The sequence below is a fragment of the Burkholderia ambifaria AMMD genome (genome assembly GCF_000203915.1).
GTDB classification, from domain to species: domain Bacteria; phylum Pseudomonadota; class Gammaproteobacteria; order Burkholderiales; family Burkholderiaceae; genus Burkholderia; species Burkholderia ambifaria.
Genome location: NC_008392.1, coordinates 629,342 through 654,830 on the forward strand (window position 1 = coordinate 629,342; position 25,489 = coordinate 654,830).

Annotated in this window: 25 protein-coding genes and 2 pseudogenes; 24 read left to right on the plus strand and 3 right to left on the minus strand. The window is 67.5% G+C overall.

Annotated features, from left to right (window positions below):
* Positions 1–3: 3 nt before the first annotated feature.
* The 8 genes from BAMB_RS30270 (at position 4) to BAMB_RS30305 (ending at position 8,277) form a co-directional block, all read left to right on the plus strand.
* Positions 4–1,572, plus strand: coding sequence for a DUF3138 family protein (locus BAMB_RS30270; protein WP_011660947.1), 1,569 nt, complete (start codon positions 4–6; stop codon positions 1,570–1,572).
* Positions 1,573–1,598: 26 nt separating this feature from the next.
* On the plus strand, positions 1,599–2,891 hold the full coding sequence (locus BAMB_RS30275; RefSeq protein WP_011660948.1) for an NAD(P)/FAD-dependent oxidoreductase: 1,293 nt from the start codon (positions 1,599–1,601) through the stop codon (positions 2,889–2,891).
* A gap of 75 nt (positions 2,892–2,966) precedes the next feature.
* Positions 2,967–3,347 carry a cupin domain-containing protein gene (locus BAMB_RS30280; protein ID WP_011660949.1) on the plus strand — a complete coding sequence of 127 codons (381 nt, stop codon included), beginning with the start codon at positions 2,967–2,969 and terminating at the stop codon, positions 3,345–3,347.
* A gap of 46 nt (positions 3,348–3,393) precedes the next feature.
* A complete protein-coding gene (locus BAMB_RS30285; protein ID WP_011660950.1) occupies positions 3,394–4,809 on the plus strand; it encodes an amidase family protein in 1,416 nt (471 codons plus the stop codon).
* Positions 4,810–4,839: 30 nt separating this feature from the next.
* Entirely contained in the window at positions 4,840–6,330 is a 1,491-nt protein-coding gene (locus tag BAMB_RS30290; RefSeq protein ID WP_011660951.1) for an aldehyde dehydrogenase, read from the plus strand.
* A gap of 287 nt (positions 6,331–6,617) precedes the next feature.
* A complete protein-coding gene (locus BAMB_RS30295) occupies positions 6,618–6,989 on the plus strand; it encodes a CidA/LrgA family protein (protein WP_011660952.1) in 372 nt (123 codons plus the stop codon).
* Positions 6,986–7,720, plus strand: a complete 735-nt coding sequence (locus tag BAMB_RS30300) for an LrgB family protein (RefSeq protein ID WP_011660953.1) — start codon at positions 6,986–6,988, stop codon at positions 7,718–7,720. Before BAMB_RS30295 ends, BAMB_RS30300 begins: the two co-directional genes overlap by 4 nt.
* A gap of 233 nt (positions 7,721–7,953) precedes the next feature.
* Positions 7,954–8,277, plus strand: coding sequence for a hypothetical protein (locus tag BAMB_RS30305; RefSeq protein ID WP_011660954.1), 324 nt, complete (start codon positions 7,954–7,956; stop codon positions 8,275–8,277).
* 133 nt (positions 8,278–8,410) lie between these two features.
* Here the strand turns inward: BAMB_RS30305 and wrbA are convergent, their stop codons facing one another.
* Entirely contained in the window at positions 8,411–9,013 is a 603-nt protein-coding gene (gene wrbA / locus BAMB_RS30310; RefSeq protein WP_011660955.1) for an NAD(P)H:quinone oxidoreductase, read from the minus strand.
* A 66-nt stretch (positions 9,014–9,079) separates the two neighbouring features.
* Complete coding sequence (locus BAMB_RS30315; protein ID WP_006750591.1) at positions 9,080–9,805, minus strand: pirin family protein; 726 nt, start codon at positions 9,803–9,805, stop codon at positions 9,080–9,082.
* Between the two features lie 127 nt (positions 9,806–9,932).
* On the opposite strand from BAMB_RS30315, the gene BAMB_RS30320 reads away from it, so the two are divergent.
* From BAMB_RS30320 to BAMB_RS30385, 13 genes and pseudogenes are all read left to right on the plus strand, one after another.
* Entirely contained in the window at positions 9,933–10,817 is an 885-nt protein-coding gene (locus BAMB_RS30320; RefSeq protein WP_011660956.1) for a LysR family transcriptional regulator, read from the plus strand.
* Between the two features lie 202 nt (positions 10,818–11,019).
* Entirely contained in the window at positions 11,020–12,045 is a 1,026-nt protein-coding gene (locus tag BAMB_RS30325) for a lysozyme inhibitor LprI family protein (protein WP_011660957.1), read from the plus strand.
* Between the two features lie 241 nt (positions 12,046–12,286).
* On the plus strand, positions 12,287–12,745 hold the full coding sequence (locus BAMB_RS30330; protein WP_011660958.1) for an MEKHLA domain-containing protein: 459 nt from the start codon (positions 12,287–12,289) through the stop codon (positions 12,743–12,745).
* A gap of 268 nt (positions 12,746–13,013) precedes the next feature.
* Entirely contained in the window at positions 13,014–13,496 is a 483-nt protein-coding gene (locus tag BAMB_RS30335; protein WP_011660959.1) for a hypothetical protein, read from the plus strand.
* Positions 13,497–13,815: 319 nt separating this feature from the next.
* Positions 13,816–14,061 (plus strand): type II toxin-antitoxin system ParD family antitoxin, encoded by a 246-nt coding sequence (locus BAMB_RS30340; RefSeq protein WP_011660960.1) that lies wholly within the window; start codon positions 13,816–13,818, stop codon positions 14,059–14,061.
* On the plus strand, positions 14,051–14,350 hold the full coding sequence (locus BAMB_RS30345; RefSeq protein WP_011660961.1) for a type II toxin-antitoxin system RelE/ParE family toxin: 300 nt from the start codon (positions 14,051–14,053) through the stop codon (positions 14,348–14,350). Before BAMB_RS30340 ends, BAMB_RS30345 begins: the two co-directional genes overlap by 11 nt.
* A gap of 510 nt (positions 14,351–14,860) precedes the next feature.
* Entirely contained in the window at positions 14,861–15,274 is a 414-nt protein-coding gene (locus BAMB_RS30355) for a DoxX family protein (RefSeq protein WP_011660963.1), read from the plus strand.
* 161 nt (positions 15,275–15,435) lie between these two features.
* Positions 15,436–16,380 carry a dTDP-4-dehydrorhamnose reductase family protein gene (locus BAMB_RS30360; protein ID WP_041491790.1) on the plus strand — a complete coding sequence of 315 codons (945 nt, stop codon included), beginning with the start codon at positions 15,436–15,438 and terminating at the stop codon, positions 16,378–16,380.
* A 440-nt stretch (positions 16,381–16,820) separates the two neighbouring features.
* Positions 16,821–18,170 (plus strand): reverse transcriptase family protein, encoded by a 1,350-nt coding sequence (locus tag BAMB_RS30365; RefSeq protein WP_041491791.1) that lies wholly within the window; start codon positions 16,821–16,823, stop codon positions 18,168–18,170.
* 368 nt (positions 18,171–18,538) lie between these two features.
* Entirely contained in the window at positions 18,539–18,868 is a 330-nt protein-coding gene (locus tag BAMB_RS30370) for an H-NS histone family protein (protein ID WP_006750598.1), read from the plus strand.
* A gap of 192 nt (positions 18,869–19,060) precedes the next feature.
* Positions 19,061–19,315 (plus strand): annotated as a pseudogene (locus BAMB_RS30375) (MFS transporter); the annotation flags it as partial.
* Between the two features lie 114 nt (positions 19,316–19,429).
* Positions 19,430–19,753, plus strand: a pseudogene (locus tag BAMB_RS30380) (acetoacetate decarboxylase); the annotation flags it as partial.
* Positions 19,754–19,778: 25 nt separating this feature from the next.
* Positions 19,779–21,038: a saccharopine dehydrogenase family protein gene (locus BAMB_RS30385; protein WP_011660968.1), complete on the plus strand. Its 1,260-nt coding sequence runs from the start codon at positions 19,779–19,781 to the stop codon at positions 21,036–21,038.
* Positions 21,039–21,215: 177 nt separating this feature from the next.
* Here BAMB_RS30385 and BAMB_RS30390 read toward each other — a convergent pair whose 3' ends face one another.
* A complete protein-coding gene (locus tag BAMB_RS30390; RefSeq protein ID WP_041491792.1) occupies positions 21,216–22,385 on the minus strand; it encodes an AraC family transcriptional regulator in 1,170 nt (389 codons plus the stop codon).
* Positions 22,386–22,426: 41 nt separating this feature from the next.
* Here BAMB_RS30390 and BAMB_RS35685 point away from each other — a divergent pair, with 41 nt between their 5' ends.
* Genes BAMB_RS35685 through BAMB_RS30400 form a run of 3 tightly spaced genes read left to right on the plus strand, consistent with a single transcriptional unit; the run spans position 22,427 to position 25,483 of the window.
* Positions 22,427–22,639: a hypothetical protein gene (locus BAMB_RS35685; RefSeq protein WP_127456144.1), complete on the plus strand. Its 213-nt coding sequence runs from the start codon at positions 22,427–22,429 to the stop codon at positions 22,637–22,639.
* Complete coding sequence (locus BAMB_RS30395) at positions 22,636–24,027, plus strand: APC family permease (RefSeq protein WP_011660970.1); 1,392 nt, start codon at positions 22,636–22,638, stop codon at positions 24,025–24,027. The genes BAMB_RS35685 and BAMB_RS30395 overlap by 4 nt, the downstream gene beginning before the upstream one ends.
* A 58-nt stretch (positions 24,028–24,085) precedes the next feature.
* Entirely contained in the window at positions 24,086–25,483 is a 1,398-nt protein-coding gene (locus BAMB_RS30400; RefSeq protein ID WP_011660971.1) for an aspartate aminotransferase family protein, read from the plus strand.
* Positions 25,484–25,489 lie beyond the last annotated feature (6 nt).

Sequence of the window (25,489 nt, forward strand, 5' to 3'; positions counted from 1 at the left end):
TGGATGAAAAAGAAGATGCTGTGCGCGCTGATCGCCGGTGCGTTGCCGGGGTTGGCCGTCGCGAGTTCGAGCGCCGAGCAGATCAGGGCGCTGCAACAGCAGCTCGCCGTGCTGCAGCGGCAGATGAGCGCGCTGCAATCGCAACTCGCCGCGAAACCGGTGGCCGCGCAGGCTTCGTCGGCCGCGGCGACGAGTACGCCCGCGGCCGACCCATCGGCGTCCGGCTACGGGCACGCGCCTGCGGTGCTGACCAACGACGACGTGACCGAGATCCGTCAGCAGGTCGCGAACCAGCGGCTGAAGGTCGACTCGCTCACCGACGCCGCGCGCACCGGCCCGATCGCCGGGTTGTCGGTGACCGGCTACCTCGATCCGACCTACGTGTACAACCGGGGCGCCGGCACGTCGTCGTTCCAGTTCGCGAATCACGAGAGCGCGTACACCTACTACAACAGCACGTTTGGCGACGTATTCCTCGACATCAAGAAGACGTTCGGCGTCGGGCCGAGCGCGCCGTCCGCCGAAATCACGCTGATGCCGAACCGCGGCGCCGGCCTGTCGATGATGACGGGCAGCGGCGCGAGCGGTCTCGACATCGTGAACACTGCCGTCGTCACGGTGCCGCTGTCGGGCACGACCGCGTTCATCGGCGGGCTGGTGCTCGGCTTCGGCGGCTACGAGTACCAGCAGTCGAACCAGATGCTCACGCTCACGCACAACCTGCTGTACGACTTCTCGGATCCGGGTTCGTCGATCGGCGCGGGCGGCATCAACTACCTGAGTCCGAGCGGGCAGTGGGCGTGGAAGTTCTTCGTCGGCAACGAGCAGTTCCGCAGCGCGGGCGCGGTCACGCAGACCGGCGTGAACGCACTCGGCGATCCGATCACGACGAGCAACAAGGTGCCCACCTTCACCGCGCGCGTCGACTACATGCGCGGCAGCGCGCTGGATATCGGCGGGTCGATCAACATCGGCCGCCAGACGCTGCCGAGCGCGATCGACCCGGCCACCGGCAACGTGCACTACGGCGTGGGCGGCAATGCGCCCGGCGCATACGGTGCGTTTTTCTTCGCGGAAGCCGACGCGACCTACACGCTCGCCGACGCGCAGTACAACGCGGAGTTCGACTACGGCCAGCAGCAGCACGGCGCGTTCAACGGCGGGCTTGCGCAGTGGTTCGGGTTGTCGTTGCTCGCGCATCGCAAGTTCAACGTGCCGGTGGTCGGCCGCATGGGCGCGACGTTGCGCTACGACCTGCTCGTCAACCGCAAGAATGGCGGCGGCGGATCGTCGATCGGCCTGAACGGCAACGGGATGGATCCGTACAACGGCTTCGGCATCGACGCGGACTGCCTCGCGATGTCGAAGGCGAACGGCGGCGTCGGCTTCGAGTGCAAGGGCGCGACGCGGCAGGCGGCTGCATTCGACCTGCTGTTCTATCCGACCCAGCAAGTGACGGTCAAGGTCGAGTATCGGCACGACTGGGCGAGCAACAAGGTATTCCTGCGTCACGACGGGTCGTATGCAAAGTCGAACGACCTGCTCGCGACCCAACTCATCTACGCGTTCTGACGCGACGCCGTTAGCGATTGTCACTCATGCTCAAGTTCGAAAATCAGCAACATATTCAGTCGTACTATGCAGATACCGCCAACGACCGAACCCGCCATCCATCGCTTGATGGAGCCGTGTCGGCCGACGTGTGCGTGATCGGCGGCGGGCTCACCGGCCTCACCGCGGCGCTCGATCTCGCCGAGCGCGGCCATTCGGTCGTGCTCGTCGAGGCATCACGGATCGGCTGGGGCGCCAGCGGTCGCAATGGCGGCCAGTTGATCGCCGGATACTCGTGCGACATCGATACGTTCTCGGCTTATCTTCCGGACGACGACGTGCGGCAGATATGGGCGATGGGGCTCGAATCGGTCGATCTCGTCCGGCAGCGGGTCGAGCGCTACGGCATCGATTGCGACCTGACCCTCGGTTATCTGACGGCCGCGAACAAGAAGCGCCACATCGACGCGCTGCGCAAATGGCGCGACACCGCGGCGAGCCGCTTCGGCTATCGCGGCTACGAAATCGTCGAACGTGCCGACATGCGGCGCTTCGTCGCTTCGGACCGCTACGTCGGCGGCCTGCGTCATGAAGGCAGCGGCCATCTGCATCCGCTGAACTACACGCTCGGCCTCGCACGCGCGGCGCGCGCGGCCGGCGTGACGATCCACGAGGACACGCCGGCGCTCGCGCTCGAGCGCGCCGCGCCGTACCACCGCGTCAGGTGTGCGCGCGGCCACGTGGACGCCCGCTACGTCGTGCTGGCCGGCAATGCGTACCTCGGGCAGCTGGCGCCGGCGCTCGCACGCAAGATCATCCCGGTGGCGACCTACGTGATCGCGACGGAGCCGCTCGGCGCCGCACGCGCGGCCGAAACGATGCCGGCCGACGCGGCAATCAGCGACTGCAATTCGGCGCTCGACTATTTCCGGCTGACGCGCGATCGCCGGTTGCTGTGGGGCGGCAAGGCGAGCAGCTCGACGCGCACCCCGCGCGATCTCGCGCAGGCGATGCGGCACGACATGCTGAAGACGTTCCCGCAGCTCGCCGACGTACGGATCGACTACGCGTGGGGCGGCCTGATCGACGCGACGATGAATCGCGCGCCGCATTTCGGGCGGCTCGAGCCGACCGTGTATTTCGCGCAGGGCTTCTCCGGGCACGGCGTGAACGTGACCGGTCTCGCGGGGCGGCTGATCGCGGAAGCGATCGACGCGCAGGCTGCGCGTTTCGACCTGTTCGGCCGCATTCGCCATCGCGACTTTCCGGGCGGCCGCGCGCTGCGCACGCCGATGCTGGCGCTCGCTATGGCATGGCACCGGACGATGGATCTGCTTTGACCCGTGCGGCGCGGCTTGCTCGACCGCGCGGCAACGAATCGTTTTGAACCATTCACTCATGCGCTGGAGGCATTCATGACCCACGTCACCCATCTCGTCGACCTGATGCAGGCGCCGGCCCGGCTCACGCAAAGCCGCGTGCCGGCCGGGCTGCTGCTCGACGGCAATCCGATGCAGACACTGTCGCATCACTACATCAGCCCGTGCGGGCAGTTCAGTTGCGGGATCTGGGAATGCACGCCCGGACGCTGGACGATCGACTACGACGAGTCGGAGTACTGCGAGATGCTGAGCGGCGTCGCGATCGTGCGCGGTGCGCACGGCGGCGAGCGCGTGCTGCGCGCCGGCGACCGCTTCGTGATTCCGCCGGGTTTTCGCGGCACGTGGGAGGTTGTCGAGACGTGCCGGAAGATCTACGCGTCGCATGCGCCGCAGGCCGAGCCGTCGCGCGCGTAGCGCGAGGCCAAATCCATTCGATCGAAACATCAACGAGGAGCATCCCATGACCCAGGAATTGTGGCGTCTGAGCGCGGCCGAGATGGCCGCGTACGTCGCGCGGCGCGACGTGTCGTCGACGGAACTCGTGCACAGCTGCCTGCGGCGGCTCGAGCAGGTGAACCCCGTCATCAACGCGATCGTCGACGTGCTGGCCGACAGCGCGTTGCAGGCGGCTTCCGAAGCCGATGCCGCGATCGCGCGCGGCGCGCCGGTCGGCCCGCTGCACGGCGTGCCGGTGACGGTGAAGATCAACGTCGACACGGCCGGCCGCGCGACGACGAACGGGGTGCGCGCATTTGCCGGCCTGCTCGCGCAGGAAGACAGCCCGGTGACCGCGAACCTGCGCAACGCCGGCGCGATCGTGATCGGGCGCAGCAATGCGCCGGCGTTTTCGTATCGGTGGTTCACCGACAACGAGCTGCACGGCCGCACGTCGAATCCGTGGAATCCGTCGCTGACGCCGGGCGGCTCCAGCGGCGGCGCGGCCGCCGCGGTCGCCGCCGGCATCGGCGCGATCGCGCACGGCAACGACCTCGGCGGTTCGATCCGCTACCCGGCCTACGCATGCGGCGTCGCGGGGTTGCGGCCGAGCACCGGCCGCGTGCCGGCCTACAACGCGACGCAATCGAAGGACCGTACGCTCGCCGTGCAGCTCGCGTCCGTGCAAGGGCCGCTCGCGCGCACAGTCGGCGACCTGCGCGTCGCGCTCGATGCGATGGCGGTGGGCGACGCGCGCGACGCGTGGTGGATGCCGGTCGCGCCGGTCGCTCGCGACGCGACGTTCCCGGTACGGGTTGCCGTGTGTCCGGCGCTACCCGGCGTGCCGTCGGACCCGGTGGTCGTCGAAGCGGTCCGGCAGGCCGCGCGCTGGCTGGAAGAGGCGGGCTGCGTCGTCGAGGAAGCGCAACCGCCGCGGATCGCCGAAGCGTGCACGCTGTGGCTCGACCTCGTGACGAACGAAGCGCGCAGCGGGCTCGGCGACGTGATCATGCAGCACGGCGACGCGGCGATCCGCACCGCGTTCGCGAGCCAGCGCAGGCTCGCGTCGCCGCTCGACCTCGCCGGCTACATGAACGGCCTGGCGCGGCGGACTGCTCTTCTGCGCGACTGGCAGCAGTTCTTCACGCGTTACCCGCTGCTGCTGATGCCGGTGTCGTGTGCGCAGCCGTTCGCGATCGATGCCGACCAGCACGGCGATGACGCGATGCGCGACATCGTCGCCATGCAGGGGCCGTTGCTGGCGACGGCGCTGCTCGGGCTGCCGGGGCTGTCGGTGCCGACCGGCGTGCGCGACGGCGTGCCGACGGGCGTGCAACTCGTCGCCGGGCGCTTCCAGGAGGCGCTGTGCCTCGCCGCCGGCGAGGCGATCGAGGCGCGCGCCGGCACGTTCACGCCGATCGATCCGGTGACCGGATCGTGATGACCGACTTTTGACCGGAAGGGAACACCCATGAATCCATCCACATTCGAAGACTGGCAGGCCCGCGCGGCCGTGCTGCGGATCGAAGCGCGCGCGTTTATCGACGGCGACCTGTGCCACGCGCACACCGGGGCGACGTTCGCGTGCGTGAGTCCGATCGACGGCCGCGTGCTCGCGCACGTGGCCGACTGCGGCGCCGACGACGTCGATGCGGCCGTGGCGGCCGCGCGCCGCGCGTTCGACGCGCAGGCGTGGGCCGGCATGAATCCGCGTGCCCGCAAGGCCGTGCTGCAGCGCTGGGCGGCGCTGATGCGCGAGCATCGCGACGAACTTGCGCTGCTCGAGACGCTCGACACCGGAAAGCCGATTGCCGACACCACGGCCATCGACGTGCCGGCCGCCGCGCATTGCGTCGACTGGTACGCCGAAGCGATCGACAAGGTCGGCGGCGAGGTCGTGCCGGCCGACCGTCATCTCGTCGGGCTCGTCACGCGCGAGCCGATCGGCGTCGTCGCGGCGGTCGTGCCGTGGAATTTTCCGCTGTTGATGGCCGCGTGGAAATTCGCGCCGGCGCTCGCGGCCGGCAACAGCGTCGTGCTCAAGCCGTCCGAGAAGTCGCCGCTGACCGCGATTCGCGTCGCGCAGCTCGCCTGCGACGCCGGTGTGCCGCCCGGCGTGTTCAGCGTCGTGCCCGGCGGCGCCGAGCCGGGACGGCTGCTGGCGCTGCATCGCGACGTCGACTGCATCGCGTTCACCGGCTCGGCGCGCACCGGGCAGCAGATCATGGCGTGCGCCGCGCAATCGAACCTGAAGCGCGTATGGCTCGAACTGGGCGGCAAGTCGCCGAACATCGTGCTGCCCGATTGCCCGGACCTCGATCGCGCCGCGCAGGCGGCGGCCGATGCGATCTTCTTCAACATGGGGGAAGTGTGCACGGCGGGCTCGCGCCTGCTCGTGCATCGCGACATCAAGGAGGCGTTCGTCGACCGGCTGGTCGCTGCGTCGCGACGCTTCGCACCGGGGCATCCGCTCGATCCCGCGGTGGCGATGGGCGCGATCGTCGATCGTGCGCAGCTCGAGCGCGTGATGCGCTACATCGGCATCGGACGGGAGGAAGGGCGCCTCGTGACGGGCGGAGCGCGCGTGCGCGAGGACACGGGCGGGTTCTATGTCGAGCCGACCGTGTTCGAGGTCGACGCGCACGCGACGATCGCGCGCGAGGAGATCTTCGGGCCGGTGCTGTCGGTGATCGCGTTCGACGACGTCGACACGGCCGTACGCATCGCCAACGATACCGAGTACGGGCTCGCGGCGGCCGTGTGGTCGGCCGACCTCGCGACGGCACACACGGTCGCGCGGCGCCTGCGTGCCGGCACGGTGTGGGTCAACTGCTACGGCGACGGCGGCGACGACATGAACTTCCCGTTCGGCGGCTACAAGCAGTCGGGCAACGGTCGCGACAAGTCGCTGCACGCGCTCGACAAATACACCGAGCTCAAATCGACGATCGTGCGGTTGTGACGCGGGCGGGGCGGTCGGTCGCATGTCCCGCACGCATCGGCTGCGTCGTGCATCTCGCGTTCGGTCGCGTCGGGGCGGGCGGTGGCGCGCGGCTTGGCGCATGGCGACGGGATCAATCAATCCTGACCACCTTGCGCACCAGCCCGATGACGTCCCGCCGTCCGTCCGGCATTCAATGTTGGTACGATCGCGCGTATCGTCCACGCCGGCGTCGCTCGCCGCCGGTTCATCGGCCGCGCGGCTACCCGGTACCGCAGTAGCGCGGCCACGTTCGGGAGAAGCGGTTCATGCTGCAGGCGTTCGCGGTCTTGCTGACCTTCCAGTGTCTCGGGGAAGGCGTGTCCTATCTGTTCGGCCTGCCGGTGCCGGGCCCCGTGATCGGCATGCTGCTGCTGTTCGGCTTCGTGATGCTGCGCCCGCAGGCGGCCGACGCGATCGAACCGACCGCGCTCGAACTGCTGCGCCATCTGTCGCTGCTGTTCGTGCCGGCCGGCGTCGGCATCATGGTGTCGGCCGACCGCGTGCGCGGCGATGCGCTCGCGGTCGTCGTCGCGCTGGCGGTCAGCACGTCGCTCGCGATCGCCGTGACGGCGCTCGTCACGCGCGCGTTGCTGCGCCGCCAGCGGCGCGGGCACGGCGCGGCGGAGGGCACGCCGTGACGGCCTTCCCGAAACTCGGCGCGATCTGGGTCTACCTCGCCGCAACCCCGCTGCTCGGCCTGACGATCACGCTGATCGCCTACCTGATTGCACAGGCCGTCTATGCACGCGCACGCTTCAACCCGCTCGCGAACCCGGTGCTGATCGCGGTCGCGCTGATCGTCGTGCTGCTGACGATCACGCACACGCCGTATCCGACGTATTTCGAGGGCGCGCAGTTCGTCCACTTCCTGCTCGGCCCGGCGACCGTCGCGCTGGCGCTGCCGCTGTACCGCCAGTGGTCGAAGCTGCGGCGCGCCGCGGTGCCGCTGCTCGTCGGGCTGCTGGCGGGCTCGCTGACCGCGATCGTGTCGGCGGTCGGCATCGCCGCGCTGTTCGGCGCGTCGCACCAGACGATCGCGTCGCTCGCGCCGAAATCCGCGACCACGCCGATCGCGATGGCCGTCGCGCAGGCGATCGGCGGGATTCCGTCGCTGACCGCGGTGCTGGTGATCTCGACGGGGATTTTCGGCGCCGTGTGCGCACGCGGGATCCTGAACGCGCTGCGTATCGAGGAGCCGGCCGTGCGCGGTTTCGCGCTCGGCGTCGCATCGCACGGGATCGGCACCGCGCGCGCGTTCCAGGTCAGCGAGGAGGCCGGCGCGTTCGCCGGGCTCGGGATGGGGCTGAACGGCGTGCTGACCGCGTTCATCGTGCCGATCCTGCTGCCGGTGCTGTCGCGCTGGATCTGAGCGGCGGCGCGCGTGAGGCCTATCGGTTTCCCTGATGACGGCGGGCGCCGCGCCGGCCGGCCGGGCGCCCGCCGCGCACGTATCGCTACCGTTATCAGGAGAATTCAGGAACCGGCACGGACATTCGTGCGACGATCGGCTAACGTTGCATCGGCGCCGTCGTCGCACGCCGACACCCGTCGCGTGCGTGCCGGCGTTGACCCACATCCAACAATCGACAAGGAGAACCGGCGATGACGAAGTTTCGCGTGGTTTCGGTGGCAGTGGCAGTAACGGCGTCGTTCGGTCTGCTGTTGACCGCGGCGCCGGCGGCATACGCGCAGGATCCGGCGTCCGCGCCGACGCAGAAGCAGCTCGACAAGGCGCAGAAGAAGGCCGCCCGCAAGGCCGCCCGCGCGCGCCATGCGAAGGACCTGAACGCGATCGGCACGGGCAGCGGCTACCGGCTGACCAACGACCAGAGCAACTACCCGCAGAACGCGGTGGAAAAGGCGCCCGCGACGAAGGCGGCGCCGGCTCCCGCCCCGGCTCCTGCAGCGCCCGCATCGGGCCAGTAACGGCCGGCGTTCGCGGCCGGTGTTCGCGCAATGACAAACGGCGCCGGTTCGACCGGCGCCGTTCGTTCGTGTGCGTGCCGCGCAGGCGGAACGCGCCGCGGTCCCGGGCTTGCCGGGGCCGGCGGCACCCGCGTTACGACGCGAGCTTCACGGCCAGTTCCGCGACGTGCTTGCCCTGGTAGCGCGCGATGTCGAGTTCGTTCGCACTCGGCTGACGGCTGCCGTCCGCGCCCGCGAGCGTGGTCGCGCCGTACGGCGTGCCGCCCGTGATCTCGCTCATGTTGACGAGCCCGCTGCATGCGTAGGGCACGCCCACGATCACCATCCCCTGGTGCAGTAGCGTCGTGTGGAACGACGTGATGGTCGTTTCCTGGCCGCCGTGCTGCGTGCCGGTCGACGCGAACACGCTGCCGATCTTGCCGACGAGCGCGCCCTTCATCCACAGGCCGCCGGTCTGGTCGAGGAACGTGCGCATCTGGCCGGCCATGTTGCCGAAGCGGGTCGGCGTGCCGAAGATGATCGCGTCGTAGTTCGGGAGCTCGTCCACGGTGGCGACGGGCGCGGCCTGGTCGACCTTCACGCCGATGGCCTTTGCCTGGTCGGCGGGGATGGTTTCCGGCACGCGCTTGAGCGTGACCTCGACGCCGGGCACCGATTTCGCGCCTTCCGCGATGTGCTGCGCCATCGTTTCGACGTGCCCGTAGGACGAGTAGTAAAGAACGAGTACCTTGGCCATGATGCGAATCTCCGATTGATAAGGTAAGGCCCCGCGGTCAGCGGGGCCTGGTTTTCCGAACGGGCGTCACGCCCACTCGGCCGTCACTTCGACCGGGCGCAGGTCGAATACCAGCACCTCGGCATCCTTGCCGTCGGCGAACGTCAGCGCCTGTTCGTCGCGGATGCGTGCGCCGTCACCTTCGCCGAGCGTCACGCCGTTGACCGTCACGCTGCCGCGTGCGACATGCACGTAGGCGAAGCGGCCCGGTGCCAGTTCGAGCGTGGCGCGCTCGTCGCCGTCGAACAGGCCGGCGTAGATCCGCGTGTCCTGGCGGATCTTCAGCGAACCGCCGTTACCGTCGGGCGACACGATCGGCGTGAGCCTGCCGCGCTTGTCGGCCTCCGCGACATTCGTCTGCTGATAGCGCGGCTCGGCACCCTTCTCGGACGGTCCGACCCAGATCTGCAGGAAGTGGACGGGCGTTTCGTGCGAGTGGTTGAACTCGCTGTGACGCACGCCGGTACCCGCGCTCATCAACTGGACGTCGCCCGGCACGATCACCGACCCGGTGCCCATCGAATCCTTGTGCTCCAGCGCACCGTCGAGCACGTACGACAGGATTTCCATGTCGCGGTGCGGGTGCGTGCCGAAGCCGCGGCCCGGGGCGACGCGGTCGTCGTTGATCACCAGCAGATCGGAGAAGCCGACTTGCTTCGGGTCGTAGTAGTTCGCGAACGAAAACGTGTGACGGGAGCTGAGCCAGCCATGCTCGGCGTGGCCACGTTGGTTTGCTGCACGAGTCTCGATCATGATTTTGTCCTGGAAGTCGCCGGACCTCGAAAGTGGGCCCGGCCGTTCGTTGAGATGAATCTTAGGTCAATCGATTTGACAAATAAATGGTTGTAGAGATAATGACTGTCACTTTCAGGTGGACAATATGGAACTCAACGACCTCAGGATCTTCGTGTCGACCGTCGATGCGGGCAGCTTCACGGCGGCGGCCGATCAACTGATGCTGTCCAAGCAATTCGTGAGCCGGCGCACGATGGCGTTGGAGGCGTCGCTCGGCGTGCGCCTCCTGCATCGCAATACGCGCAATCTCGCGGTCACGGAATCGGGGCAGGAGTTCTATGCGCGCGCGCAGCGGATCCTCGCCGAGGTCGCCGACGCCGAGCAGGCGATGTCGGTGCGCAGCACCGAACTGCATGGCTCGCTGAAGATCAGCGCGCCGCTGTCGTTCGGGATCACGCACGTGTCGCCGCTGATCGCCGAATTCCTGGCCGCGCATCCGGCCGTGCGGCTGAACCTCGACCTGACCGACCGGCGCGTCGATCTCATCGGCGAGGGCTTCGACCTCGTGCTGCGGATCGGCGCGCTCGAGGATTCGACGCTGATCGCGCGTCCGCTCGGTGCGTGGAAGATGATCGCGTGCGCGAGCCCCGCTTACCTGAAGCGGCAGGGCACGCCCGACACGCCAGCCGATCTCGCCGCGCACACGTGCCTGCTGTACGGCCGCGAGCGGCGCGTCGGCTGGGAATTCCGGATCGACGGCGCGGCGCGCACGTTCGACGTGCAGGGGCCGCTCGTCGCGAACAACGGTGAAGTCGTGCGCGACGCGGCGATCGCGGGGCTCGGCATCGCGCTGCTGCCGCATTTCATCGTCGGCGCGGCGCTCGACAGCGGCGCGCTCGTGCCGGTGCTCGACGCGTACGCGCCGTCGCCGATCACGCTGAACGCGGTGTTTCCGCAGCATCGGGAAGGGTTCGTCACGCTGCGCACCTTCATCGGATTTCTGGCGGAGCGGCTGGGTATGCGGAGGTAGAGGGCAGGGGGTGCGATTGATCGGCGGCGCGCATTCGCGTTAGGCTTCAACGGGGCCGACGGTCCGCAGTGCATGCCGGGCCGGGCGTTTTTACCTCACATCGCATCGAGCACGTAGCTTCTACTCACTGCGATCCACGACGAGTCCAATGACAATGAAAAACCGATCGAATGCTCGCGCCGGCGAGCGAGGGCAAACCGTGATGCACGGCCGGCATGCGCGGCGCGCGAACCTGCGATCCGCGATGATATTGGCAGTACTGACGATAGCGCCGATGGCCGCGCACGCGGCCGGTTTCGACTGCGCGAAAGCCGCTTCGCCGACCGAGAAGGCGATCTGCGCAGATCCCGCGCTGTCATCGCTCGACGGCCAGCTGGCCGGGGCATGGAAGAAGGCGCTCGCGAAAGGCGGCGATACGGCCGCGCTGAAGGCCGCGCAGTTGCAATGGCTGAAGCAACGCGACCGCTGCGGCGCCGGCGTGTTGTGCGTCGGCGATCGCTATCGCGAGCGGCTCGCGAGCCTGAACGGTGCGCCGCTTGCAGCCGACCGGTGGCAGCAGACGTGGTATCGCGACAGCGACACCCCGTCGTTCGGCGGCGTGCTGACGTTCACCGGCACGGCGCCGCGCCTGCACTTCGAACTGAGCGGCAACAACGGTGGGAATACGGGCGGGCTCAGCGGCGATATCGAACTGCACGGCGACCGCGGCACGTTTCGCCAGGATCAATGCCGGCTCGATTTCAGCCGCAACGGTGGACGCATGCAGGTCGCACAGCAGGGCAGCGATGTCGATTGCGGCGCCGGTTCGGGCGTCACGTATTCGGGCGATTACGTGACGGCATCGAAGGCGCAGGCGCGTCCGCCGGCGGATCTCGTGACCCTGAAGGTGCTGACCGACGCGCGGCAGAACGCGGTCGCGCACAAGCTGCTCGGCGCCGACTATCAGACGCTCGTCGACATGATCAACGTCAGCGCGGACGAGAAGGATCTCGACGGCCTGAACGCCAACGTGACGTCGTACTGGGTGCGTGGCATCGCGACGACGAACGCCGCGATCGTGATGCAACGGGGTACCGATCTGTGGATCGGGCTACTCGTGTTCGACGCGCATGACAAGGTGCGGATGCGCTACTACTCGAACGTGCCGGCGTGGAAAAAGACGGTGCCGAAGACCATTCGTGCGTGGCACGACAAGCTCGACAAGACGCTGCCGATCGACCTCATGTGATTCGGCGGGACGGCGGCCCGATACACGTGTTGGCTGACTGTTGGTAAATCGAGCTTTTTATGGCTTTTCTTGCCCGTTCGGTTTTTCCGAGTGGCAATTGAATTTGTCCCGCGCAACATGTCGCCGGCACCGGCAGAGGGCATCCTGATCGGACGACGGCGGATGGTGGGCGGCAATATGACGGTGCGTCCGAAATCGTCATACTATTGCGCTCGAAAATCTTCTCCGGAGCTTTCTGCAAATGTCATCGCCCATCGACGTTCACTTCTTCCGCGTCCTTGCGGACAGCTATCAGCGACTGCTCCACAAGTCGCTCGTTCCTGCCGGGATGGGCACGTCCGAAGCCGCGACATGGCTGTACGAGGAAGCGCCTTTCGGGATTCTCGCGCACGACGTAGCGGCAGATCCCGTGTTCGTCTACGGCAACAAGCGCGCGCAGGCCATTTTCGGATATGACTGGGATGAACTGACCGCCCTGCCTTCACGCTTCTCCGCGGAGCCGATGGAGCGAAGCGAACGCCAGTCGTTTCTCGAGAAAGTCGCGCGAGACGGCTTCGTTTCGGGATATCGCGGGATACGCATCACCAAGTCCGGCACACGTTTCTGGATCGATCACGCGACGGTGTGGCAACTCACCGATCCGGCCGGGAATCACTGCGGTCAGGCAGCGATGATTCCGGAGGTGCGCGCCATTGGGTAGTTTTCGCGACGCTGACGCGAGTGCCGAACCTGGGCCAGTGTGGTGCTTTGATCGACATCGTGGGTTACCACGTGGGACACGGCCTTGCGCATTAACGTGACCAAGCAAGCTGAAGACGGTGTTTTCGTCATATGAATTCGCGCCGAATCATCTATATTGAGCGTTCGGCAATCGAGGGCCGAGTCTTCTCCGCGCTCGCGTTGGAAAAGAGCCCACGTCCGCGGCGGAGCGTGTTGCCGATCACTGATCATTACAAGGAGTGGCAAGCATGGGATCGTCTCTGCAGGGCATTGCGTTCAGGTCGGTGTACAACAAAAAGTGGATATCGCTGGTTACTAGCTTCTACGGTCGAGATTGTTACGTGGCGTGCAAGGACACACCGGATGCGTTCTGCATGTTCACCATGAATCCGACGATGGGGGTATTTAGCGATGTGCAGGGCAACTGGATCATGCAAAGCCTAGACGATCCGACGAAATTGATCCCATATTCAGCCGTTGAGCCGCCGGATGACAATACCCTCAATCACGCGCGCTTCTCGTTTACCAAGACCGCGCTCGGCCAGGGCACGCAGGTATCGATTGTTGCGCTGGATAAGGCCAGGACCTGGGTGGTCGACGACAACGGCACCGACCAAGGCGTGCTGAGCCTGGCCACCGCTTATACGTTGGATTACGTCGGTGACGAAGTCGCCGGCAAACTGACGTTCGAGTACTGGGACAGCGTGCTTTCGCCGTGGCCGCCCGCCTGAGGGCGATCGGGCCGCCAGACTGCCGCTCGCCCACGCTGCCGGAGTGACGCAGATCGCGGCGCGCGGAGCCGACCGGCTAGCGGCCAGCACCGTAGTGCTCGCGTCGCGAAGCCGTGCTGCGAAATAGCCTGTTCCACCTACGGTCACGTATCTCACAACCCGGCTTCCGCCGGGTTTTTTCATGGTCGACGCCGGCTGGCACTCAGGGGGCCAGAAATACTGCATCTGATAACGCCCTTGGCAGATCCATCGATGCCGTGGGACCCGGGGCCGATACCAAAATTTGGTATATGATGGTGCCATCATGAGGAGGTGCACGATGGCACGGAACACTTCAATCTCGCTGGGAGACCACCTCGCTCAGTTTGTCGACACGCAGGTCGCATCCGGTCGCTATGGCTCGGCCAGCGACGTGGTGCGGGCGGGGCTGCGCCTGCTCGAAACGCAGGAAACCGAGTTGCGGGCCCTGCAGGAGGCCTTGAAGGCCGGCGAGGCCTCGGGCGAGCCGACTGCCTTTGACAGCCAGGCGTTCTTGGAGCGGATGCGGAAAAAGCATGCCGATTGAGGCGCGTCTGGTGCGGCTGACGCCGCTGGCCGAGGCCGATCTCGAGGACATCTGGACCTACACCTTCGAACGCTGGTCGCTTGAGCAGGCCGAGCACTATGTGGGCGAGCTCGCCTCGGCGTTCGAGCGTCTCGCGCGGCGCGAGTGGAGAGGGCGACCGAGTCGTGCGGGCAACGGCTATTGGCGCTACATGGTCGGTTCCCACGTGGTGTTCTATCGGGAAACGGCCGACAGCCTTGACGTGATTCGGGTATTGCATCAACGCATGGACGTGGACCGGCACCTGTAGAGGACGCCGACCTGCCACGGGCCGTGTCTTTTCAGCAAAACTCCCGTGCAGTCGTCGGCAGCGCCCCGAGGAGTTCGGTCCGGTCGACGAGCTTGCTAGCAATCAGATGCCGCACTTTACCTTCGGCCTGCCATACGCCATAGACGGCGAGCAGCGCAGCGCCGAGCGCTTCCTTCCGAAACTTCTCCAGTAGGTGCCGCGCAGCAGATTTGCCATGCCCCCTCGGCCGCATGTGACGCGTTTGTTACGTGACAATTGTCCACTCAATCGAGACAACGAATCTTGTTTCGGCGGATTGATGATTTTCGGTGAGACAGTAGACTGCACCCGTGCTTCGCCAGAACCGATTCGCAGCGTGCCACGACGGCGCGACCGGACGGGTTCTTCGGCAGCGGGCCGACCGGCCCGCGGTTCGATCGTGCGAGGCGGGTTCGTTGTCGATCTTTGGGTTCGCCGTTGCGGCGGACGTCGGCACCGAATGCGTCAAACCATCCATTCAAGGTGATTGCTATGCGTTACGTTTCGCTGGATTCGAAGAAGGACGAGCTGCTGCTGGCGGGTCGCGTGCTGATGATGATCCTGTTCGTGCTGTTCGGCTGGCAGAAGCTGAACGGCTTCTCGGGCACGGTCGCGTACATGGCGTCGACGGGGGCGCCGTCGCCCGAGCTGTCGGCGGTAATCGCGGTGGCGGTCGAGCTGGTCGGCGGCGCGCTGATCGCGGTCGGCTTCTACACGCGTCCGCTCGCGCTGGTGTTCGCGGTCTATACGCTCGCAACCGCGTTGATCGGGCATCGCTACTGGGCACTGCAGGGCATGGACCAGTACCTCGCGATGATCAACTTCTACAAGAACATCAGCATCATCGGCGGCCTGCTGTTGCTCGCGGTCACCGGGCCGGGGCGGTATTCGTTCGACCGGAAGTAAGCGAGCGCGAGGCTTCGCGCCGCACGACGGGCCCGGTGCGCGCAATTGCGCACCGGGCCGTGTTTCATCATGCGCACGTCGTCGACGTGCGACCGAAATCGACATCGGTGCCGGTTCTCGTATAGATTGGGGGCCCTCTTTCCCTTTCGTCGTTGGCTACCGTGTCGCATCCGACCATCCTTCTCATCGGCGCGTCCGGCCTGCTCGGCCGTGCGGTTGCCGCTTCGCTGTCCCGCGAATCGTCGCTGACGCAGGTCGCCACCATCCGGAACCCGGACACCGCGGGCGCACGCCGCCTCGCGTTGCCGCCGGACAACGTCGCGCGGCTCGACGTCCTCGATCAGCCGGCGCTCGAACAGCTGTTCGACACCCGGCGACCGGCCGCCGTGATCATCTGCGCCGCCGAGCGGCGCCCGGACGTCTGCGAACGCGACCCCGCGGCCGCACGCGCGATCAACGTCGATGCGCCGGCCCGTATCGGCGCACTCGCCGCGCGCTACGGCGCGTGGACGCTCGGCATTTCCACCGACTACGTATTCGACGGCAAGGACGCGCCGTACCGCGAAGACGCCGCGCCAAACCCGCTGAACATCTACGGCCGCACCAAGCTGGAAGGCGAGGCCGCGTTGCTCGCCGCGTCGCCGCTTGCCTGCGTGCTGCGCCTGCCGTTGCTCTACGGCCCGATCGTCGACTGGCGCGAGTCGGCCGTCACGAGCCTCGTGCCGGCGATCGTCGCGTCCGCACGACCGGGCGCGGACGCGGTCGGCATGGACGCGTGGGCGATCCGCTATCCGACCTACACGCCCGACGTCGCCGAGGTCATCCGCGACCTGACGCTGCGCCATCTCGCGGGTTCGACCGTCACCGGCATCCGGCATTGGTCGGCCGAGGAACCGATGACGAAGTACGACATCGCGCAGCGGATCGCGGCCGCGCTCGGCATCGACGCCGCGCTCGCGCGGATCGACACGCCGGCCGATGCGACGCCGCGTCCGTACGATTGCCATCTGGATGCGGCGCGCGTGCGTGCACTCGGGATCGCGCATGCGACGCCGTTCGCGACCGGGCTGCAAGCCGTGTTGCGGGACGCGCCGCCGCTGCCGTAAGTCCGAAACGCCCGGTTCGCCGACGCGCTGACGCATTCGAACAACGCACGAGAGCAAGAGAGCGAGACCGGGCCCATGCCGACACGTCTTCGTACCGACGTACCGGACTCGATCGCGCACGCGACCTCCGCGACGATGTTGAGCGGCATGGCAGGCGTCCGCGTGTCGCCGATACCGTTCGGCGAGTTTTTCGCGCGACGGGCATGAGCATCGCGCGACCCGCCATTTGACACCCCGCGCGCGCGGCCATTAAAGTCGCGTCGCGGGGCGGTGGGTCAAGCACACCCCCGGAACAGGCAGCCGATGTTCCAGGACCACGGGGCTACCCCGTGGATGAGACCGACACTCCGATGCGTCGCAAGAGCGCAGGTTGCGCGTTGCGCAACGACTGCTCTCGCAGCACCTGTCACGTTGACTCATCGTCCCGCCCATTCCTTGCCATGCACGCATCCCGGTTCGATACAGCCCGCATGATTGCCGAAGCGATGCTGGCCGGCCCGCCCGAACGTGGCGGCATGCTCGAGCGCATCAAGACCGTGCTCGGCGCCGCACCGTCGTGGTCGCATGAGCTCGTGGATCACGCGATCGCGCACTTCGGCACGCACTGGGCCGACGTCGATACCGACCTGCTCGCCAGCGCGCTGGCCGATACGTCGGCGTTCATGATCGCGTGGTACGGCCGCGATCGGCCGGTCGTGATGCGCATCGTGCGCCGGCCGCCGGTGCAGCGGCTCTTGCCGGCGCGGCTCGCCGGCGCCGACGTGCCGCAATGGCCGACGTGCGGCGACCTGGCACGCTGGCTTGGCGTGAGTGCGCCCGAGCTCGACTGGCTGTCCGAGCGCTGGCGCGTCGACGCGCGCGGCAGCGGCTCGCCGCTGCATCACTACACGTACACCGGCTACGACAAGCGTCGCGGCGGCTGCCGCCTGATCGAGATCCCGAAGGGCCGGCTACGCGAAGCGCAGCGCCGCATCCTGCACGGTCTGCTCGATCGCATCCCGCCGCACGACGCGGCGCACGGCTTTCGCAAGGGACGCGGGATCGTGTCGTTCGCGGCCCCGCATGCGGATCGCGACGTCGTCGTCCGCTTCGATCTCGCGGATTTCTTCGTGTCGGTGCGCGCGGCGCGGGTTCATGCGTTGTTCGTGACGCTCGGCTATCCGGCGGAAGTCGCGCGCACGCTGACCGCGCTGTGCACCAACCGCGTGCCGTCGGCGCGGCTGCTCGAGGCCGACCTGCGCGACCGGTTCGACTGGACCGGCCGCCAGCGCTACCGCAACCGTCATCTGCCGCAGGGCGCGCCGACCTCGCCGGCGCTGGCCAACCTGTGCGCGTTCCGCCTCGACATGCGGCTCGCCGCGCTCGCGCGTTCGCTCGACGCGACCTACACGCGCTACGCGGACGATCTCGCGTTCTCGGGCGGCGGCGCCCTTGCGCGCGAGGCCGGGCGGCTGCAGGTGCGGGTCGCCGCGATCGCGCTCGAGGAAGGCTTCGCGCTGCAGCTGCGCAAGACGCGCGTGATGCGGCGCGGCGTGCGGCAGCAACTGGCCGGCGTGGTCGTCAATCGCCATCCGAATCTGGCGCGCGACGAGTTCGATGTCCTGAAGGCCATCCTGACCAACTGCATCCGCCACGGACCGGCGTCGCAGAATCGTGCCGCGCACCCGGATTTCCGCGCATACCTGGCCGGACGCGTCGCCCATGCGCGCGCGCTGAACGCCGCGCGCGGCGCGAAGCTGCATGCGCTGTTCGCCCGGATCGCGTGGGACGGGTGCAGCTTCGGCGCGTAAATCGCCGCGCAGGCGTCGACGCGCGAGGTCCGGCGAAGCCCGGGCTGCGCCGGACCGCAAAAGTCCTCAAACACGAGGGATGGGCACTGCTATCATTCGCGCCATGCTGCCGCGCCCGCACAAGGGGGCGGCGCCCGGTGGCGAGGAGGTCGCCACCAAGGCGGCGCGCCGCGCGTTCGAGCGCGACGCGCCCCGTGTTGCGTGCCGATGCCATGCGGCTTTCGACGATGGCGTTGCCTGCGGCATACTGCGAAAGCCTTGCAGGTCCGGGCGAATTCACACATCGCAACACAGATTGGCGGAACTTCGTGATAGGTTCGGCCATCGGAGGTTTTTTGAATAAAAACATACCCAAAGAGGATGAATACATGACCCAGGCCCTGCAGGAACTCGAAGCACAACTTCGGGACCTGAACATCAAGTTGTCGGATGCCAAGCAGAAGGAGAAGCAAGCCGCACTCGCGGCATTCAAGGAGCAGGTCGAGTTGTTGGGCATCACGCAGCAGGAAGTGCTGAGCGCCCTCGGCTACATCGTCCAGCGAAAACGCAAGGCGCCTGCCAAGTATTACGATCCGACGACCGGCCGCTCATGGTCCGGCCGCGGCCCGCGACCCAAATGGCTCGAAGGCAAGGATCTCGACACGCTGCTCGTCGACCGCGAGGCCCGAACCTGGTGGCCCGGGGACGACCAGGGCTGATGCCGCACCGGCACCGCCGCGGTGCCGTTCGACCCGCGCCGGCGGCGACGCCGGCCGCGCCACACCCGCTTCTTCCCGTTCTTCGGTGTCCCGCCTGATGGCGGGATCGCCGGCTCCGCTACCTTTCAAATTCATTACCGCCGCCCGTTCCGTTCCCGGAAGCGGGCGCGCGCGGCGCTTTGTGCGTGCGCAATGTTCGTCAACGGGATGGTCGGCGGCTACGGGACGCTGATGTCCGACGGCAATCCGACCGCCGCGCGCGCGACCGCGCAGAACGTGCTGGGGAATATCGGACGCGCGGTCGGCGGCTTCGGGCGGTGGCGGTCGGCGCTGGCCGCGCGCTACTCGTTCCAGACGGGGATCGCGCTGCTCGCCGGCCTCTACATGCTCGACATGGTCGCGACGCTGTTCGTGATCCCCGAGCTCAAGGGCGTCGAACTCGAATGACGATGCGGGGCCGGGTGCGCGGGCATCGTTACGCGCTCCGGCTCTTGGGATTCCCGATCATTCTCGCGGCCGGGTCATACGCATCGGATAGAGGCATGTGCATCCGCTCGAGCGGACGGTCGGCCCGACCTGACGCTGAACGCCTCGACGCCCGCGCTGACCGATGTACCTTCCCAGTCGCGCATGGGCACGAATATCATGATCAATCTCGTCGACGGCGTATGGCACCAGAGTTCGGTGCAGACCAATACGCTGTCGTTCGCGCAGCGCGTGTTGCCGCGCGGCGTCGAGCTGGTGCGGCACGGCGGCCCGCTGAGGCAACTGCTCGATGCGCTGGGCGTGTCCACCATCGTGCGGTTCGACGTGGTCCAGGATGCGCAGCTCGTGCTGAACCTGCCGACGCCATTGAAGGCGTTCGATGAGCGCGGCTGCCGTTAGCCAACCCCTTTCAGAGGAAGCGTCGATGACCCAGCCGACCCATGATCTCGATCTCGTCGTATTCGGCGCCACCAGCTTCGTCGGGCAGATCCTGACGCGCTACCTGTCCGAATACCTGTCGGGCAGCGGCGAAACGCTGCGCTGGGCAATTGCCGGCCGCTCCGACGCGAAGCTCCGGCACGTCAGGGAGGCACTCGGCGCCGCTTGGCAGACGCTGCCGATCATCGTCGCCGATGCGGCCGACGACACGCAATTGCAGGCGTGGTGCGCACGCACGCGTGTCGTCGTGTCGACCGTCGGGCCGTACGCGCTGTATGGCGAACCGCTGGTCCGGATCTGGGCGCAAACCGGTACGGACTACTGCGATCTCACCGGCGAGACACAGTGGATCAAGCGGATGATCGAACGGTACGAGCCGACAGCCCGGCAATCGGGTGCGCGCATCGTGCATTGCTGCGGTTTCGATTCGGTGCCGTCGGATATCGGCGTGCTGTTCCTGCAGCAGCACGCACGGCGGCAGTGGGGCGTGCCGGCCACGCAGGTGAAGATGCGCGTGAAGACATTGAAGGGCGGCGCGTCGGGCGGAACGGTCGCGAGCGTGATCAACGTCGTGCGCGAAGCCGCGGCCGATCCCGCGTTGCGCCGCGAACTGCTCGATCCGTATGCGCTGTGTCCGGCGGATCATCGCTTCACGGTGCGGCAGCACGCGGTCCGGTCGGCGGAATTCGATCGCGACAGCGGCACGTCGATCGCGCCGTTCGTGATGGCGGCCGTCAACGAGCGCGTCGTGCATCGCTCGAACGCGCTCGCCGGCGACGCATACGGCAGCCGGTTCGCCTATGACGAGGCCGTCATCACGGGCACGGGCCTGAAGGGCCGTCTCGCCGCGCTGACGATGGTGGCCGGCCTCGGCGCGTTCATGGCGGGCGTGCTCATCCCGCCGGTGCGCGGCCTGATGGAGCGCTTCCTGCTGCCGAAGCCGGGCGAGGGGCCGAGTGTCGCGGCGCAGCTGGCCGGCCGCTACGATCTGCGCTTCTTCGGGCGCGCCGACGACGGGCGGACGCTGCGCGTGAAAGTCACCGGCGATCGCGATCCCGGATACGGCTCGACGGGCAAGATGCTCGGGCAGGCCGCGCTCAGCCTCGCGCTGGATTGCAGCCGAGACGGCGCGAAGATCGGGCGCGGCGGCGGGTTCTGGACGCCCGCGACGATGTTCGACACGCGCTTCGTCGAACGTCTCGAGCGCCATGCCGGATTGCGTTTCGAAGTGCTGCCGGATGCGTGAGCCGAGCGCGTGTCGGACTCGCGGCGTGTGCAGTGCGATCGTTCGCGCGCGCCGTGCAGAATGCATCCGCGCCCGGAGTGGATTGGCCGCGCATTTCGAACGCGCGAGCCGCGACGACTACCCACGGCACCGCACGATGATGCCGCACGACCGATTCGACACGCCGCGCAGCGATCTTCACTCCGTGCGGCATCTACGCCCGCTTGAATCGGGCGTGTGCACGGCCACGCCACTGCACGCGTCGCCGTCCGAACCTGCGCCCGCGCGCGGCGTCTTGCCGGTCCAGCGCCGATACGCATGGCGGAAGCTGCGCGGTTCGCTGTAGCCGAGCCGCTCCGCGATCGCGGCCACGCTCAGCGTCGGCTCGTCGAGCAGCCGCACCGCCTCCTGACGGCGCACGTCGTCCAATAGCGATTGAAACGTGATGCCGTCCTTCTCGAGCCGGCGTCGCAACGTGCGCTCGGTCAGATGCAGCGCGTTCGCGAGCGACGTCATCGACTTGAAGCGCATGAGGTCGCGCGCCATCAATTCCTTCGCGCGGTCGGCGAAGCGCGTGCCGATCGACGCCGCCCACTGTCGCTCGAGCGCTTCGCACTGACCGTGCAGCGCATTGAAGCTGACTTCGTTCGCGAGCCGCGGCACCTCGGTGCCGTTCACGCTCGTGAACACGAGCCGGTTCTCGCCGGCATTGAACGCCACCGGGCAGCCGAAGTGATGCGCGTAGTCCGCGCCATTGCGCGGCGCGCGGCGCGCGAGATGCAACCGGGCGGGCCACACCGGCTTGCCGACCAGGTCGGACACGATCAGGCGCAGGCTCGCCAGGCACATGTCGGTCTGGAACACCTCGATGTCGGGTTCGCCGTTGTACCGGTCGATCGTCACGCTCATGCCTTGCGCATGCGCATGCGCATGCGCGTGCACGCGCACGTCGAAATACAAGCCCATGAACAACGGAAACTGGCTCATGCACCGGAACGCCTGCATCACGGAGCCGCTGATCAGCATCGCGTAGCCGGCCAGGCCGAGCGTCGACACATGGAGCCGCGCGCCGATCGACAGGCCGATCGACGGCAAGCCGGTGCAGCGCAGCAGATTGCGGAAGCAGCGCTGCTCCTGGCCGCGATTCACGTGCAGGCTCGGCGACGCGACTTCGGCCGCGCCGAGGCCCGTGCCTTCGAGCAGCGCGGCGCCATCGATATGCCGGACGCGGCACTCGTCGAGCGCGGCCGCGATCGCGTGCACGGTGGCGGGAATGTCCTCCTGGCGTCCGGCGGGACGCGCGAGGCCGAGTGCCGAACGCAGGCTGCGTTCGGCGCGGCTTTGAGGTCGATGGGACTTGCTGTCCATGGTGCGAGGGCGACGACGGGTTCGCATAGAACATAGCGGGAATGCCCGCGAAACGCCAGCGGGCCTTCCCCGCTCGCGACACGCCGCCGGTCGCACGTCCGCAAATATCCCCTGATTACGTCCGCTTTTCTCATTCGTCGTCGATTTTTTGGCGCACCACACTCGTTTCCGAATCGCGCAATGCCTGCGATGCCCGCATTGCCGACGACACGAGTGTTGACGTCATGAACGACATCCACGCGAGGACAGCATGAAAGACACGAGGCCGGAGCAGTGCGCGCCCAGCGCCGCGACAGACGTTGTGCAGGCGCATGCGAACGGGCACGCCGACCCGGGACCAGGCAGTGCGCATTCGCTCGGGCTGTTTACGCTGGTGATCTTCGGCCTCGCGTACATGCTGCCGATGACGGTGTTCACGACCTACGGGATCGTCACGCGCGAGACCAACGGCCATCTGACGATCGCGTATGCGGTCACGCTGGTCGCGATGCTGCTGACCGCACACAGCTACGGCCACATGGCGCGGCTGATGCCGAGCGCCGGTTCCGCTTATACGTTCGCGAGCCGCAGCTTCGGCACGTCGGCCGGTTTCATGGTCGGCTGGGCGCTGCTGATGGACTACCTGTTCATCCCGATGATCAGCTACCTCGCGATCGGAATCTACATGAAGCAGCTGTTTCCGGCGGTGCCGGCGAGCGTGTGGATCGTCGCGAGCATTGCGCTGATCACCGGGCTGAACATCGTCGGCATCCGGCTCGTCAATCGCGTGAACTTGATCCTGATCGCGAGCCAGCTGGTGTTCATCGCGGTGTTCGTCGCGGCGGCCGCGCACGTCGCGGCCGGCGAGGGGCTGACGACGACGCTCGCGCTGCCGTCGTCGGGCGACGCGCGCGCGATCCTCGCCGGGTCCGCGATCCTGTGCCTGTCGTTCCTCGGCTTCGACGCGGTGTCGACGCTGTCGGAGGAAACGCACGAGCCGCGCCGTACGGTGCCGCGCGCGATCCTGCTCTGCACGCTCGCGAGCGGCCTGCTGTTCATGCTGATCGCGTATGCGGGGCAGGTGGTGTTTCCGGACTGGCATGCATTCAAGGATCTCGATTCGGCGAGCCTCGAACTGATGCGACGCATCGGCGGCGGCACGCTGTCGGCGTTCTTCGTCGCGGTCTACGTGGCCGGCTGCTTCGCGAGCGCGATGGCCGGCCAGGCGAGCGTGACGCGCGTGCTGTTCGCGATGGGCCGCGACCAGGTGCTGCCCGAGCGCGTGTTCGGCCACCTGCATGCGCGGCTGCGCACGCCGGTGCGCGCGACGCTCGCGGTCGGCGCCGTGTCGTTGTCCGCGCTGTTCATCACGCTCGATCTCGCGTCGACCATGATCAGCTTCGGCGCGCTCGTCGCGTTCGCGGTCGTGAACCTGTGCGTGATGCGCAGCTACCTCGGCCGCCCGGAACACCGCCGCTTCGCGTGCTGGATCAAGTTCGGCGTGGTGCCCGCGCTCGGCTTCGCGATGAACGTATGGCTGTGGTCGGGGCTCTCGCGCCAGACCTTCTACGTCGGCCTCGGCTGGCTCGCGCTCGGGCTTTGCCAGCTGCTGTGGCTCACGCGCGGTTTCACGCGGCCGGCGCCGACGCTGTCGATGAACTGAATGACCGGCCGGCGGCGTCCGGTCGCCGGTGTCGCAACACAAAAAGGAGGAGTGACCCATGAACGGTGTTGACGTCAATCTCGATGCGGACCTGCAGGCGCTCGGCAAGCGCCACCTGCTGATGCACTTCACGCACGCCGATGCCTATCGCGAGCAGGCGCTGACGGTGTTCGACCGCGGTGAAGGCTGCTGGCTCGTCGACCGCAACGGCAAGCGCTACTTCGACGCGCTGGCCGGGCTGTACTGCGTGCAGGTCGGCTACAGCCACGGCGCGGAGATCGGCGACGCGATCCGCGAGCAGATGGTGCGGCTGCCGTTCGCGACCAACTGGGGCTACGGTCACGAACCGGCGATTCGTCTCGCGCACAAGCTCGCGGCGCTCGCGCCAGACGGCCTGAACCGCGTGTTCTTCACGTCGAGCGGCTCGGAGTCGAACGAGTCGGCGATCAAGCTGGTGCGCCAGTACCATCAGGCGCGCGGCGAGCCGCAGCGGCGCAAGTTCATCGCGCGGCGCGTCGCGTATCACGGCACGTCGTTCGGCGCACTCGCGCTGAACGGGATGACCAACTTCCGCAAGCATTTCGAGCCGCTGATGGCGGGCGTGCGGCACGTGAGCAACACGAAGCGCTACGGGCGGCCGGAAGGCGAGACGGAAGCGCAGTTCACGCGCCATCTGCTCGACGAGATCGAATCGCTGATCGTCCAGGAAGGGCCGGACACCGTCGCCGCGATCGTCGTCGAGCCGCTGCAGAACGCGGGCGGCAGCCTGACGCCGCCAGCCGGTTATGCGGCCGGGCTGCGCGACATCTGCGACCGGCACGGCGTGCTGCTCGTCGCGGACGAGGTGATCTGCGGGTTCGGCCGGCTCGGCGAATATTTTGGCTCCGCGCGCTACGGGCTCAAGCCGGACATCATCACGTTCGCGAAAGGCATCGCGTCGGGCTACGTGCCGCTCGGCGGCGTGATCGCGAGCGACACGGTGGTCGATACGGTGCTCGCGGGCCCGCAGCAGATGTTCCTGCACGGCGCGACCTACGGCGGTCATCCGGTCGCCTGCACGGCCGCGCTCGCGAACCTGGCGATCATGGAGCGCGAAGGCGTGCTCGCGAACGTGCGCAGCAACGAAGCGGTGTTCCGCCAGACGCTCGACGGCTTGCTCGAGCTGCCGTGCGTCGGCGACGTGCGCGGCGACGGCTATCACTACTCGCTCGAACTCGTGACCGACAAGGCCGCGCGCCGCTGGGCAGCGGGCATCGGCGCGCAGGCCTTCGTGTCGACGCTGCTCGCGCCCGCGATCTTCGACGCGGGGCTGCTGTGCCGCGCGGGCGTTGATCACGAAGGCACGCCGATCGTGCAGTTCTCGCCGCCGCTCGTGATGTCGCGCGACGAGATCGTGTGGTTCGTCGCGCAGATCCGCGACATCCTCGTCGATACCTTTGCGCGTGCGACGCGTTGAGCGCGG